This is a genomic window from Methanoculleus sp. UBA291, from assembly GCF_002499755.1.
Lineage (GTDB): Archaea > Halobacteriota > Methanomicrobia > Methanomicrobiales > Methanoculleaceae > Methanoculleus > Methanoculleus palmolei.
This window is the reverse complement of sequence record NZ_DANC01000048.1, coordinates 1-13,801: the sequence shown is the minus strand read 5'-3', so window position 1 is coordinate 13,801 and position 13,801 is coordinate 1. Positions and strand designations below refer to the sequence as shown.

Genomic DNA, 13,801 nt, shown 5'->3' with positions numbered 1-13,801 from the left:
AAATTGGCGGTTGCTTGTGGAGCAGGACGGGAAGACGTCGATCGGTGACTGCTCCGATCAGGGTGCACCCGGGGTTCGGGGATCTTTCCGGGACGACTTCCGGCATTGTCTCGTTCCGGCGATACCGTCTGTGATGGGCCTGGTTGAGATATCGGGGCGTTCTCCTCTCCGGAATGGCGGGGACCGCATCGCTGAGAGATCCCTGCCGCTACCGGCCTCAGGAGAGCGGCCGGAACGGATCACAAACTTCAAATAATCTGTGTTACAACAAGGCAGCTTGTCCATGCATCTGGTGCGGCACCGTCGCGTCCGGAGAAAATGGCCGGAGAAGCCGGTCTCCCGCGTGATTATGCCGGTATGGATGCCAGAGTCGGATGATCGGGCGTCTTGCTGCGCTTTGTTGTCGCCGGCGGATCTTCGGATGGTGCCGGGAGCCGTATGCCGCCTCGTTTCGGCCCTGTCCACCAGGAAACTATGGAGGAACCAAATGAGGAAAAGAATGGTGCTGCCGATCCTGGCGGCACTCATGGTGCTGGCGCTCTGCGTGCCGGCGGTAGCGGCGGGAGACTATCCGCAGAACGGGCAGTTCATGGCCTACTACGACCCCGATAGGGTCGCGCAGGACTTCTCGGCACCATCGGGCGACGGCGGAACCACGTTCTTCAATGCCGGGGCGGCAACAGCGGCGGTCCCGACCGGAACGAGCGTTACGGCGAACGATTGGCCCCAGTTCCACTACGACGAGAAGAACACGGGAGACTCTCCGTCGACAGGGCTTCCAAGCACTGCCAGCCTCAAATTCGACAAGGACGTCAATGCTATCGGTACGGTGAACCCGGTCGTAGCGAACGGGAAGATCTTCATCATGACCGGGTACTCCGGGTTTGACGAGCCATCGGGCCTTACGGAGATCTACCTGACGTGCCTCGATGAAGCCACCGGCAATTACGTGTGGAACTTCACCCTCCCACGCAATGTCCACTACGGCTCATGGTCGTCGCCCACGACCGACGGCGTGTACGCGTATGCATCTTCTGACGATAAGACCTACTGCGTACGGGTCTCGGACGGCACGGAAGTCTGGAACTTCACCACCATCGGCGATACGTCCTGCAATGGCGGCCCGAAGATCGGCGGGGATTACGTCTTCTGCAGCGACTGGTATCAGGGTCACTACTACTGTCTTGACAGATATACCGGCGCCCTGCAGTGGATCTTTGACAGCACGTCTACAGCCAACGATACGACGTATTTTCAGGGGACGCCTGCCTATGATGCATCCGACGGATCGGTGTACCTGACCGGATGGGACTCAGTGGGTGCTCTCTACAAAGTCAATGTTTCAACAGGCAATGAGGTCTGGAGCGTCGTGGCTTCGGACGCCGGAGGGTTCTGCGGCTCTGCTGCAATCGATGATGAATACGTCTATGTGACGTCGTACAATTTCTCGGGCGACGGAAAACTGTACAAGTACGCCAAAAGCAACGGGGCGCTGATCAACAGCGTGACCATCGAGGCAACAGACGCCACCCCCGCCATTGACGAGGGGAACGGTCTTGTGTACGTATCCGGTGGGACTTCTGGTTTCATGGACCCCGGAGTCAGGTGCTTCTTCACCGGCAACTTCACGGAACTATGGAACCGTACACCTATGGACGGGACAAATGAAGAGATGGGCGGATGGACATGCTCGGTCTCCCTTGCGGACGGGTATGCGTTCGTGGGCAGGGAGGCTGGTTATCCATACTGCTACGATACAATCTACGCCCTCGATGCGATGACCGGTGCTACGGTATGGTCGTACCCGCAGGGCGGCGCGACCGCTGCTATTGCAAATGGTGACGTCTATACCATCGGCAACAATGGACACCTCTATGCGTTCGGCTGAACATGGCGAAAGATGGAACAAGAGACGACCATCCGGTCGCCTCTTTTTTCTTGTGGTACGGCGAATTCTGGCACATGCTCCCACCTAGAGTTGTTTCAGACGATAGATGAGGCCATGCATGCCCGATCTAAATGGAGAACCCCTCATCTGCCGCTACTTTTCCCACATCCTCAGTCCAGTCTGGCATCCTGTTGGGTCGGCCAGTTATGGGGTTATCGGAAGAGCAGGCCAGCCAGATCACCGATCTGATCGGGAAACTCTCTTATTTTCTTGGTCCTTGCAGAAGGCTTCCCCCTTCTAACCGAATTCTCAAAAACCTCTTTCGTAAAACCAATTTGCTCTACAGGAAGAGCAGTAAGGTAATACGGCGACTGTAAAGCCTGCTGGTGAGATCTGGGGCTTGAAGTTTGAAAACTCTTGGAGGGATATTTTCCCGCTGATGAGTTATTTGACACAGCGTGTTGACAGCGACGAATGTGTGTCCACGAAATCGCATGAAATGTTTACCGGTTAAGGTCCAGATCGACAGAAGGTAACTCTTTGGAAAAGATCCGTTCATGGGGTAATCAACAGGGATTCGGTGAAAAAAGAGGCCAGTTTTCTCAAGATGTTGTCTCAGCGCAGCATGAACCCTCCCGTCTGGATGGCCTTGCCGCTGCCCTTGTCGAGGATCGTATAGGAGACAGGCTTATTGTACTCGATTGTGAAATTGGTTGCCCCCATGGACTCAGGCTGGAAGACGAGATCCCTGTCCTCAGTCATCTTGTCCGCGGTCAATACGAACCGGTCGCCGGCATCGATGTACCCGTCGGCACCGGAGCCGAGCTCGGTGAGATAGGGCGAGGTGAAACCGGTTGCCGTGTCGTCGTTGGAGAGAGCGAGCGTCCTGCTGTCGTATTCGAGCTGCACGACGGTCGCGTTGATATCGATCACGCTTCCCCCCCGATGATGGAACTCGATGGTCCCGTTGTCTTTGAGGTTCGGCGTCACATCAAAGGCCGCGCTCGGTACTTTGCGCTCGTCGCTCCCCATGCCGCCGGCAAAGGAGGAGACGATCGCGGCGATGATGACGGTCACGACAATCATCAGCATCACGCCGATCACCGGCGATACCGCCCGGTCATCCCTGAAAATCATGCTCATCGTACGATCACATCCTGGTCGAAGATCGCCTTCTGCGTATTCGAATCCACAAGCCTGATGTTGATGGTAGTGCCTTTTTTAAAGTTGGCATCCGGCGTAATGCCCGTAACTGCGGCAAAACCCGAACTTCCGGTGCTGGGATTATCTGTGCTGATTATCTGGCCCGGCATCCAGACGAAGGTGCCGAACTTCACCTCGTTGTCTTTGGCTTTGGCATCCGTCAGGTACGGGTAGCCATGGCTGATGCTGGCCACATCCCCGGAAAGCCGTTTCTGGTGCGGCGTACCGGTCGAATCGATATAACTTATGATGATTCTCAGGTTCCTCGTGTCAATGGGGTCCCCGGAAAGGTGCTTCATCGTGAGCACGGCTTCGTTATCGCTGGTCTTCACGATCTCTGCCGCTATCGATGCCACGGGCACGGTCTTCCTGTCGCTGCCGCTGGTGATGTCCCCGGCAAACGCGGAGACGATCGCAGCGATGACCACGGTCACCACAATCATCAGCATCACGCCGATCACCGGCGATACCGCATCTTCGTTTTTGCTGTTCATACTCGTTGTCACCTCATTCATGTATCCGGGTACTCAAAGGTTCCTTTCGCCAGGGTCTCGCCGGAGGGCTTGTGGGACAGAACCCACCGCTGGTCCGAACCTCGCTCAATGCCCATGCTTTCAGACCCTCCCGCACTGTTTATTGTCTTGATCGCCCAGTACGTCGCTATGCGGCCGGGCGATGCATACGACCCGCTGAGTGTTCCGTAGTTGTTGTTGTCGACCAGCCAGATGAACGATTCTCCGGGCCGGATGATGGTATCCGCCATATCGAGGCCGTCGGGGCCGAGCTTGTAGAAGTATTTGTTGGGTATCAGTTTCTGGATCTCTGCGGCCGTATAATTGCTCCACGATCCGCTGGCGGAGATATCTGTTATGGTCCCGTACGGGGCGGACAGGTCCGTCATGCCAAGCGCCGGCACATACTTCGCCCCTCCCCAGCCGCCGCTGCCCCCCTTAATATTTGAATAATCAAGGATGATATTCAGGTCGGACCCGGCCACGTTCATCTGCAGGTCCTTGAGGTCGATCGGGTCCCCGCCCTGGTGCGTGAAGACGAGACCGTCCTTATTGAGGCCTATGCCCGGACTGCCACCGTTCTGTGCGGCGACCTTCAGATCGTTGGTGTATGTAGTCCCATCCCCTTTCGTATAGGTTACGGTCAGTGTCACGGGATCTGACGGCACGGGCGCACCGGTCGCCGAGTACTTCAACTGCCAGCTGAGCGTTGCTTTCGGTCCCGTCTTCTCCCCCGATCCGAGGTCTCCGGCAACCGCCGAGACGACCGCAGCGATGATGACAGTCACGACGATCATCAGCATCACGCCGATCACCGGCGATACCGCATTGTCGTTACCCTTCATAACTCAATCCTCCCCGAAGCGATGGTCTGCCCGCTCTCGCGGTCCACGAGCGTGAATGTCGCGATCTGGTTCTCGGTCAGGTAAAAATCAGGATTTGTCCACCCCAGGTAGCCGTCCGGCACTCTGCTGCCGTCATTGTCCGACTTCAGCACGAACTGGTTGCCGGTGTTGATCTCCCGGTCATAATCAATGAAGTTCACGAGCCCCGAGCGAGAATAAACCGCGGGGTCCCACTGCTCTGCATTGACCTTCTGGAGCGTGGTAAAGTCGAAGCGGCGGCTTTCGTCGCCGTTTGATATCACCATGTAAGTATTGAGGAGATTGATGAAATCTCCCGACTCGTGCGTGAATATCAGGCCCCCCTCGGGGATTGCCACAATCGTACCTATACCTGTACTGGAACTGGGCTGAGTTGGTTTCTCGATCCCGGTCCCGGGCAGATAGCGGCACGAGATCACCGCGGAGGGAGCTTGCTTGTCGCTGTTTGCATACTCTCCGGCGAACGCGGAGACTACTGCGGCGATGATGACGGTCACCACGATCATCAGCATCACGCCGATCACCGGCGAGACTGCGTGTTCGTTGTTTCTGAATTTCATAACACCGTCACCTCCGTCTGGTAGATGACCGTACTTGAGGGCTTGTGGACCACTTCGATCCCGATAATCTCGCCGGTTTTTGGAGCGTTATCCTTGTTTGAGGCCAAGTTGGGCGGCTGGGGCCCAATACCGAGGACCAGAACAGAATATCCGCTGAATATATCTCCCTGACGCCAGTAGCAGTCCTCATCTCCGAAGAATTTATATGTCCCCGGGCCCGAGAAACTCCTGAAGCCTGAAGGGCTCGATGAAGTGCCGCCTGTACTTCCGGGCGACGACCACTTCAGCTGGGTTTCGTTACTGCCGGGATCAAAGGTGTACATGACCTGGTTGCCGTTCGCGTCCTTACGGGTCGAGATGATCTTGAGGTCCCGGGTGTCAAGCGTCTCGCCGTTCTTTAAGGTCGCTACGATATAGGGCATTGCACTATCCTGCTTGCCGAAGTAGGATGCCCCCACGTACTTCTCGTAGATCTTGAACTCGAACGTGGATGTCGGGGCGGCTTTCACCGTAGTGCTACCCATATCTCCCGCAAAGGCGGAGACAACCGCCGCAAGGATGATCGTCACCACGATCATTAGCATGACGCCGATCACCGGCGATACTCCATAATCATCCCCGTGCGACGGTCTCCCCGCCCGGAAGCGGGGACTCCGCCGTGGTCCGGGCCCGTTGATAACGCTGCTGCCGCCCTCTCTCATACGTACATCAACTCACTGTTGGATATTACCCTCCCGCTCGGGATATGGACGATCTCGACCGTAATGGGGCCGGCGTCGTCGTATTTGTCGTTTTGAATTCCGGTATAGACGAGCCCCAGGCGCGACGTCCCTAGGACGGACTCCACCGCGTTCGAACTGGCGACACCCGTGGTCAGGACGTCCCCATTCATCCAGGTGAACCTCCCCCACATGCCGTCCGGCGTAAGGGCTCCGTTTACCATCTTTGCAGGGTACCCATCGTTTGTCACAAACGAACCGTTGCCGGCCGCGTACTCTGCCGCGTCGAAGCGGTTTGCAGGATCGGCGGGATTCAAACTTCCGTCCGTCACATGCTTTTGATCGCCTACCCACGTGACGATCCTCAGATCGCTCGTGGCGACGGGGTCTCCGCCTTTGTGCGTGAAGATCAACTGGGGGATAGCCCCACCGTTGCTGTCAAATGCCCGCACTAACTTCACCTCGATCTGTGCAACCGGCGTCTCCTTCTGGTCGTCGGCAAACCCCCCGGCGAATGCCGACACCGCTGCGGCGACGATGATCGTCACCACCAGCATCAACATCACGCCGATGACCGGCGAGACGGCCTCGAAATTCAGATTGCTCCTCTCTTCTCTCATACCAGTTCCTGCTGCCGGATAGATCATGCCAAATAATATTTAGTTTTGGCAAGCTACCTTGAACAAAATACTCTGCATATTACTAATATTTATCTCTAACGAAATGCTATACAGCCGTTTTTTTTGAAAAATACGGTTGATATACCTTTATTTCCCTTTTGCACATGGCTGGTTATCCTCCCGCCGCAGGAACGGTTCGCCCTCGGTGTTGTGCTGCAAATTCAAAATTTCCCTGATATTCCCAATTATTTTCGGTCAATTCTGCCGTTTGAGCCGGAATTTCGTAGCCGTTCACTGTCGCTCCCGCCTTCCGCGCCATCCCTTCCGGGAGGGTGACCGCGCAGATTCACGGGCGTTCGTTTGATGTGGAGAACAGTCAGTCCGATCTATCGTCTCATTCCGGACATCGTTTCCCCCGGTTTTGCTCCGGATACCGGCCGAAACCCTGCACGTCCATTCGACGAAAACCCCTCCCGGCTCGCGATTTTACCGAACTCTCCCCCGATCGGCACACTCTATCGGTTGCTTCATTGAGTATCCTTTCATAGTGTCAGCGGCTGTCGTTCACGAAGAGTGCTAAGAAGAGATCGGGTGTTCTCCTCTCCGGACGGACGGGAGCCGCATGCTGAGAGATCCCTGCCGCCATCGGCCGCGGGAGAGCGGCCTGCCGGGATCAAAAACTTCAAATAATTTGTTTTACAACAAGGCAACTTGTCCATACGCCTGGTGCGGTACCGTCGCGCCTGGAGAAGATAGTCTCCCGCGTGATGATGCCGGTATGGATGTCAGAGTCGGATGATCGGGCGTCTTGCTGCATATTGTTTGCCTCCGGCGGATCTTCGGACGGTGCCGGAAGCCGTATGCCGCCTGTTTCGGCCTGTCTCCCAGAGAACCATGGAGGAACACCAAATGAGGAAAAGATACCGGCAGCAATGGCCACCTCTACGCGTTCGGCTGAACCCGGAGGTGCGGTGATCAAACAGGATGGAACCGAGGCGACCGGCCGGCCGCCTCTCTTTTTTCCCGCGGTACGGTGAAGTCCGGCACGCCTCCGGACGCCGGCCGAAGCCATGCACGCCCCGAACGGGACGGGGGCCTCTCTCCACCCAATATTTTTTCCAGGGCCTCCAGCGACCCGGTCCCCGATCAGGACATCTAAATATCCTGATTTCTGCCATCCAAACCATAATCGGGTCGGATGGGAACAACTTTTGCCTGGAGACGAACCCTGCGGTGCTTTCCGCTCTGCTTCTCCCGGGGCGTCATATCGCCAAACGGCGAACGGCTGCTGGCACGGCGTGAATCCGAGAGACCGAGAGTGAGCGACCGGCCGTAGAGCAGGAACGTGAGAAACTCAAAGCGTTTTGAGTAACGACGCTCCACGAGAGCGGGGTTTGAGCACCGCCGGGTGCGGGGAAGACTCCTCCCCTCAGGGATCTCTTGGCCGACCTCCCTGTAGAAACGCTCTTCTGGGGTCCGGTTCGAGCCCCTGCACGTGGGCGTCACCCATGGACGGGAAAATCGGCGATTGAGGTCCGGCAGCCCCCTGGAGAGGGGGGGATTCTGTCACCGGAAACGCCGTAAACCGGTGCCCGGACGCTCCTGTGCCTCACCGGCTGATATGCCGGCGGAGCGATCGCCTAACGCCCACTGTCCCGTCGAAAACACCGGCACGGGGCAGCCCCCTCTCCGGCTTCACCTCGGCTGATCTACCGGTATTTTACCGGAACTGATCGGCCTGTTCGACCTGACATCAAGGATCTGGTAGGTGATATAGTCGTTCCAGGGCGCGAAAAACCGCGCAGTCGGGCTCTTCTCCCAGTAGATCCCATCGTCATCGCTCCCGTCGGCATAAAGGATAAATCGGTCTCCGACGGCTATCTTTGTCTTATCCGGGGCTCCGTAATTCTGAATATAGTCGCTATCCTCTGTATTCTGGATATTGGTCGTGTTTTTCGCCGAAGAGCGCAGCCCGAGCGATATCACGATGGAGTTCAGGTCGACGGGATCGCCGCTCACGTGCTCGAATAAGATATAAGGCGGGTCCGCGCTCGTATTCAGTTCGGAAGCGACGAGGTTTGCAGATATCGCCTGCTCCTCATCGCCGAACGAGAACCCGCCGACAAACACGGCCACGATGCAGGCAACGATGAGCGTTATCGTGAGCATCAGCATAACCCCGAAGACCTCGGATATGCCCCGGCTATTTGGATATTTCCGCTTCATGGTTCCCTCACTCGAGTATGAACTCATTCCTGAGTATGGTGTTCCCACTTGGGATGTGGATGACCGTCACCTCGACCGGAGTACCCGCTTGAATGAGCCCGTCGAGCTTATTTATGTCGGCGCTGCCCTCGCCGGTTACGATGCCCAGAAACATCGCAGTCTTCTCTCTGTCGTACGTGCCCGCACGCGTCCCCCGTTTCCAGATCGCTTCTCCGAATCCCTGTCTCTCCTGATCCGGTTGCTGCACGTCGTAGACGCGCGGGTACCTCACTTCATCCACGACCGTTCCAGATCTGGCGGAGGTCTCGTTCTTTATAACCTCGTCTCCGTCCTTGATCCAGGTGACGATCCTCAGGTCTTCGGTCCGCAGGGGGTCCCCGCTGAGATGCTCGAAGATGATATTGAACTCTTCTTCCGACCCGTCGCAGTAGACGCGCAGGCTCGCCTGCGGCGTCTTCTCGAACTGCGTGGATGCGCCGCCCACGAACGCCGCCACGACCGCTGCAACGATGATCGTCACCGTGATCATCAGCATGACGCCGATGACCGGAGACACGGCATCTTCCAATATTACTCTCATATCCATGTCCTCAAAGCGCCGGTGATTTGGGGTGTTGAATGGCCCACTGATCAAATAGGATTGTCCATAATCAATTTAAGTTTTGCCATTCTATCCACCCCTCTTCCGCGAAGCGGCTTAAAATTAGCAGGCTCTCCCGGAACGGCAGCAAGCGGGCACCCGTGCTCCAGGGGCGCGATGAACAGGACATCATGTGCTGTTGTTTGGGGCTTGCAGTCTCATCAATGGATGACATCGGTTGATCGCTGTTTCCGGTTGCTACCTATTCCTGTGTCATCGTGCTGATAGGGAGGATTTCGAATAACCCCCCATCCAACATACAAAGGCGTATTGGTAAGAAAAAGGGCAGGAGGGTGGGTTAATGGTAATCCTCGTCAGAGAGCGTTTGCATCAGTTCTCTTTACTCCCGTCCTTTTTCGGCATCTTCCAGCCCTCCAGTCGCTTTTGAGTCTCCTTAATGCTTGTGAGGAAGTCCCGTTCGGCGGGTGATAGGTCTCCCAGGGTCTTTTGCCGATACTTCTTATACTCGGCTTCCGCTTTTGCAAGTGCCTCCTAGTGACTGACTGTACCCGCACTGGATAACATGCCCTTACCATATCGCTTTGAAAAATCATCCAGTTCAACTATCCAGTCGCGCATATACATCGGCTGGTGCTGCATCGCCCGAAGCTCCGCAAGGTCGAAGAATGCGGACACCATACGGTTCAGCGTGGCGAGTTCCTCTTCGGTCAGGTAGTTCTTGGCGATTCCAACTTCGCCCTTTACCGGCTGTTCGCTGGAAAAAACCGTCAAGCCCATAAAAGGCAATTCGGCATTGGCTCGCTGCGAGATGACCTCAGCGGCGGTGTGACCACACCGTCGCAAAATGAATCTTGTTCTGAACGATTTTGAAGAACTCTAGCGACTCCGGCGTTCTTGGGTCATAGTCTACGCTTGTAGCGTAGAGGTCGAGCACCTGCCGGTAGAAAACCTTCTCGCTGGAACGGATGTCGCGGATGCGCTCCAGCAATTCCTGCCAGTAGTTGCCGCCGCCCGCTTTTTTCAGCAGGTCGTCATTCATCGCAAAGCCCTTTTTGAGGTATTCTTTCAGGACTTCCAACGCCCAACGACGGAATTGTGTGCCGCGTAGCGACTTCACTCGATAGCCGACTGAGATGATCACATCAAGGTTGTAGTATTTGATGTTTCGACTGACACCGCGCCCACCCTCGTTTTGAACTGTCAAGTATTCCTTGACAGTTGCCGATGGTTCTAATTCGCCTTCTGCAAAAGCATTGTTGATGTGCAAACTGACATTCTGTTTCGTTGTCTGGAACAGCTCCGCCATTTGCGCCTGCGAGAGCCAGACGGTCTCCTCCTCCATCCGAACGTCAATCTTAGTCTGCCCGTCATCGGTCTGGTAGATGACGATCTCTGAATTGTCAAATGTCATACCCGATTGCCCCCCGGAGGACAGCTATTTACCCACAAAAGAGGACGGCACAGAGCCTATATGATCCATATGCTCCTTGTGGTCCAGGTTAATAGATATTCTCCTTACTTCATGTCCATTATACAAATTACTCCCCTGATTCCATAGAATACCGTCGGTTTTGCATTCGGAAAAATCCCCTTGAAGCTCCACGATGACGATGCATGATTGGAGATCAGCCGGGCAAGCGGGAAGCGGTGGGTGTACCCGCACCGGGTACTGAGGTAGTGCTCTACGAAACAACTGAAAATGGACACACTCTCGTCATGTGATTTGTTTGTTATGAATGCGGGTTGTTTCTCAACGTAATCCGGTCCGATCCTCTGGAATCAATTATATGCTGGGGCACTACCAAGAGATGATCGGCCGATATACGCAATCTACAGGATCGTTTCCCGGCAGAATCACGCAGGAATGATCGAATGCTTCCCGGAATGGGGACATTTGTACCTGCCTCACAAAGTATATCCCCTTGAAGGGCAGAGACCATGTACATGCAGACGATAGAAGTATCCGATACGATTTACCAGGAAATTCTCTCGCGCAGAAAGGGGAGGGAATCGATCAGCAAGACCCTTGAGCGCGAATTAATGCAATCAAAGATTGAAGCGGACATTAAGAAACTGGATGCTGATATTGCGAGAAGCAAAAAAACTCGGAACTATTCCTCTGCTCAGGTGAAAAAGGAGTTGGGCTTATAGATCGATGTTTGAATACTTTTTGTGTGCCGCCTCATAACCTATGATCATATGGATTCTGACGAACTGTTTCTGCTTTGCCTCCTCGATCGTGTAAAATATGGTATACCTTCTTTGAATATGTAGCCGGTGGGTGTTCTCCTTCCCTTTCAGTTTCTTTTTATTGCATTGTCTGATTGAATCAAAAAGATGTTCGCCCAGGCAGAAATCTATTTTATCGATGATTTTGGGTATATATCCCTGATCCCCGCGTTTAATTGCCCGGAGATCTTTTAATGCAATTTCTGTATAGATGATCTCGTATTTTGTCATGCTTCCCTCAAGCGTATTTCCCTGATTCCATAGAATTTCATCGGTTTTGCATTCGGAAAAACCCCCTTGAAGCTCCACGATGACGATGCATGATTGGAGATCAGCCGGGCAAACGGGAAGCGGTGGGTGTATACCCGCACCGGGTACTGATAGACGTTGTCCCAAAAGGATCTGCGAGCCTCTGCTACGCCCCACTTGGAATACTTGTGTGCAATATCTTGACTATTTTAACCGAAAATGAGGACAGAATGTGAAAACGGCTTTGCCCTGATATCACCTCGCGGGGAACGACTGCCGGTACGGCAGGAGTTTGAGAAGACTGAAGGTCTTCGAGGGAGGGATCGGGAGGTGCACCCGGCGAAACGGTGCGATGGGCCGAAGGGCCGGAGCTTGAGAAGACCTTTGGTCTTCGAACCGGGTGCATGAGAAGAACGAAGTTCTTCGAAAGGCATCCCCCTCCCGGCTGAGGTGTTTCGGGATCACCTCATACTGTGTTGCATAATTCCTATCAGGAGATGGGGGAGGTTGACCGCATCCCTCTCCGCAAAGCGGCCCCGGAGCAGCAGGCGCTCCCCCGGGGCGACGGCAGAAAGGGCATTTTTGCTCCGGAGGTGCGATGAACGGGACATTATGTGCTGTTGTTTAGGAAGGGGGATCAGGGACGTCAGATGCAACCTCACTCCCGGGAGGACTGCACGCATTGCCCGGATCGTTGTCACGGGATGGAAGGTAACTCAGACCTGGATGCCTGCGCGGGCAAGCGCATCCTTGATGGAGACGAGCTCTTTTCTGATCTCCGCAAATTCGGCATCAAGATACTTCCTGGTGTCGCCCCGGAGCCCGACAATCTCTTCTTTCGTCTCTTTGCCGACCTGAAGAGTCTCTTTGCCGATCTGGATGCTCTGATCCTGTTTATCCAGCATCTGGTCCTGTTTATCTAACATCTGATCCTGTTTATCCAGCATCCGATCGAATTTGCTATCCATGCTGTGCAGGAGATTCCCGGCGTAATCCATCCGTTCGGCCATCTCCTCCTGGATGTCTCCCCGGATGATCTCAAAATCTGCGTACTCCCCTGTTGCTTCTTCCCATCTGACGGTGAATGATCTGACTGCAATGGGTCTATGTATGATATTGATCTCGTTGATGAACTCCTGGAGGTCCTTCTCGCTCCCCTCGGCAACGATCTCGACCTCCCCGTTCTTGAGATTCATCACGTACCCCGAGATATTCCGCTCGAACGTCTCGTTGTACACATGCTCCCGGTAGCCGACCCGCTGGACACGCCCCCGTGCAGTGGCCACAAAGTGTTTCATGCAATTTCACTCTGTAGGGTGAGCATAAATAGTTTAGCTCCCTCTGCTGGTATGAAAAAAGATTGAAAATGGACACACTCTCGCCATGTGATTTGTTTGTCATGAATGCGGGTTGTTGCGGTAACATAAGTCCGGTCCAATCCTCTGAACATATGCTGGAGCACTACCCGGAGATCGGCCGGCATACCCAATCTACAGGATCGTTTCCCGGCTGATTCCCACGGTGACAGGTGGAATGCTCCCCGGAATGAGGATCTTCGTACCCCCTCACAAAGTATATCCCCTTGAAGGGCAGAGACCCTGATACATGCAGACGATAGAAGTATCCGATACGATTTACCAGGAAATTCTTTCGCGCAGAAAGGGGAGGGAATCGATCAGCAAGACCCTTGAACGTGAGTTAAAACCTGTCAAAAAATGTGCGATAGTTGCTGAGTTGGAAAGATTAGAGAAGCAGCCGGGAGAGGATATATCGGTTGTTAAAGAAAGATTGGCTGCTAACAGGCTTTAACCCAATTGTGATACCTTTTTTCAGTCATTATCTTTATAACCACCGCATGTCTGTCCGGTTTGGTCCCCTGAATAACATAAATTACAACGTGGTCGTGGGGAACATGCAAACGCCAGCGCCCCTTACAATTTCCTTTCAATTCATGTTTATTGCAGGAATTTATATCTACAAATAAATATTCACCAAGGCATTTTTCGATTTTACCAATAATATCTTCCTCAATGGAGAGGTTCTTTTCAAGATACCTCTCCACGTCGCGTTTAATCTCAATTTTTTTCATGAGGTGATCCCGAAACACCTC

Annotated in this window: 16 protein-coding genes; 3 read left to right on the top strand and 13 right to left on the bottom strand. The window is 54.4% G+C overall.

The features are described 5' to 3' along the window. Window positions 1–487: 487 nt before the first annotated feature. Window positions 488–1,888 carry a PQQ-binding-like beta-propeller repeat protein gene (locus tag BP737_RS11790; RefSeq protein ID WP_292408261.1) on the top strand — a complete coding sequence of 467 codons (1,401 nt, stop codon included), beginning with the start codon at window positions 488–490 and terminating at the stop codon, window positions 1,886–1,888. Window positions 1,889–2,503: 615 nt separating this feature from the next. Here the strand turns inward: BP737_RS11790 and BP737_RS11785 are convergent. The 10 genes from BP737_RS11785 to rhuM (BP737_RS11740) all read right to left on the bottom strand — a co-directional run bounded on the left by BP737_RS11785 (window position 2,504) and on the right by rhuM (BP737_RS11740) (window position 10,624). Further along, window positions 2,504–3,031, bottom strand: coding sequence for a type IV pilin N-terminal domain-containing protein (locus BP737_RS11785; RefSeq protein WP_292408263.1), 528 nt, complete (start codon window positions 3,029–3,031; stop codon window positions 2,504–2,506). Beyond that, a complete protein-coding gene (locus BP737_RS11780) occupies window positions 3,028–3,585 on the bottom strand; it encodes a type IV pilin N-terminal domain-containing protein (RefSeq protein WP_292408266.1) in 558 nt (185 codons plus the stop codon). The genes BP737_RS11785 and BP737_RS11780 overlap by 4 nt, the downstream gene beginning before the upstream one ends. Before the next feature lie 17 nt (window positions 3,586–3,602). Further along, window positions 3,603–4,448 carry a type IV pilin N-terminal domain-containing protein gene (locus tag BP737_RS11775; RefSeq protein WP_292408269.1) on the bottom strand — a complete coding sequence of 282 codons (846 nt, stop codon included), beginning with the start codon at window positions 4,446–4,448 and terminating at the stop codon, window positions 3,603–3,605. Then, complete coding sequence (locus BP737_RS11770; protein ID WP_292408273.1) at window positions 4,445–5,047, bottom strand: type IV pilin N-terminal domain-containing protein; 603 nt, start codon at window positions 5,045–5,047, stop codon at window positions 4,445–4,447. Before BP737_RS11770 ends, BP737_RS11775 begins: the two co-directional genes overlap by 4 nt. Beyond that, on the bottom strand, window positions 5,044–5,631 hold the full coding sequence (locus tag BP737_RS11765) for a type IV pilin (RefSeq protein WP_394339342.1): 588 nt from the start codon (window positions 5,629–5,631) through the stop codon (window positions 5,044–5,046). The genes BP737_RS11770 and BP737_RS11765 overlap by 4 nt, the downstream gene beginning before the upstream one ends. A 113-nt stretch (window positions 5,632–5,744) precedes the next feature. After that, the gene (locus tag BP737_RS11760; protein WP_292408279.1) at window positions 5,745–6,386 is read right to left on the bottom strand and encodes a type IV pilin N-terminal domain-containing protein; all 642 of its coding nucleotides are present in this window, start codon (window positions 6,384–6,386) and stop codon (window positions 5,745–5,747) included. Window positions 6,387–8,081: 1,695 nt separating this feature from the next. Continuing rightward, on the bottom strand, window positions 8,082–8,612 hold the full coding sequence (locus tag BP737_RS11755) for a type IV pilin N-terminal domain-containing protein (protein ID WP_292408282.1): 531 nt from the start codon (window positions 8,610–8,612) through the stop codon (window positions 8,082–8,084). Window positions 8,613–8,619: 7 nt separating this feature from the next. After that, window positions 8,620–9,192, bottom strand: a complete 573-nt coding sequence (locus BP737_RS11750; protein ID WP_292408284.1) for a type IV pilin N-terminal domain-containing protein — start codon at window positions 9,190–9,192, stop codon at window positions 8,620–8,622. Between the two features lie 552 nt (window positions 9,193–9,744). Continuing rightward, window positions 9,745–9,990 carry a RhuM family protein gene (rhuM, locus tag BP737_RS11745; protein WP_292408287.1) on the bottom strand — a complete coding sequence of 82 codons (246 nt, stop codon included), beginning with the start codon at window positions 9,988–9,990 and terminating at the stop codon, window positions 9,745–9,747. A 37-nt stretch (window positions 9,991–10,027) separates the two neighbouring features. Continuing rightward, a complete protein-coding gene (rhuM, locus tag BP737_RS11740) occupies window positions 10,028–10,624 on the bottom strand; it encodes a RhuM family protein (RefSeq protein ID WP_292408291.1) in 597 nt (198 codons plus the stop codon). A 533-nt stretch (window positions 10,625–11,157) separates the two neighbouring features. On the opposite strand from rhuM (BP737_RS11740), the gene BP737_RS11735 reads away from it, so the two are divergent. Then, a complete protein-coding gene (locus tag BP737_RS11735; RefSeq protein WP_292408294.1) occupies window positions 11,158–11,364 on the top strand; it encodes a hypothetical protein in 207 nt (68 codons plus the stop codon). On the opposite strand, the gene BP737_RS11730 is transcribed toward BP737_RS11735, so the two are convergent. Both BP737_RS11730 and BP737_RS11725 read right to left on the bottom strand, forming a co-directional pair. Then, window positions 11,359–11,868, bottom strand: coding sequence for a hypothetical protein (locus BP737_RS11730; protein WP_292408297.1), 510 nt, complete (start codon window positions 11,866–11,868; stop codon window positions 11,359–11,361). The genes BP737_RS11735 and BP737_RS11730 overlap by 6 nt on opposite strands. Window positions 11,869–12,407: 539 nt before the next feature. Beyond that, window positions 12,408–12,989, bottom strand: coding sequence for an acylphosphatase (locus tag BP737_RS11725; protein WP_292408300.1), 582 nt, complete (start codon window positions 12,987–12,989; stop codon window positions 12,408–12,410). Between the two features lie 307 nt (window positions 12,990–13,296). On the opposite strand from BP737_RS11725, the gene BP737_RS11720 reads away from it, so the two are divergent. After that, window positions 13,297–13,500: a hypothetical protein gene (locus tag BP737_RS11720; protein ID WP_292408303.1), complete on the top strand. Its 204-nt coding sequence runs from the start codon at window positions 13,297–13,299 to the stop codon at window positions 13,498–13,500. Here the strand turns inward: BP737_RS11720 and BP737_RS11715 are convergent. Beyond that, window positions 13,487–13,801: type II toxin-antitoxin system mRNA interferase toxin, RelE/StbE family (locus BP737_RS11715; protein ID WP_342686206.1), on the bottom strand; the 315-nt coding region annotated here is incomplete at its 5' end. The genes BP737_RS11720 and BP737_RS11715 overlap by 14 nt on opposite strands.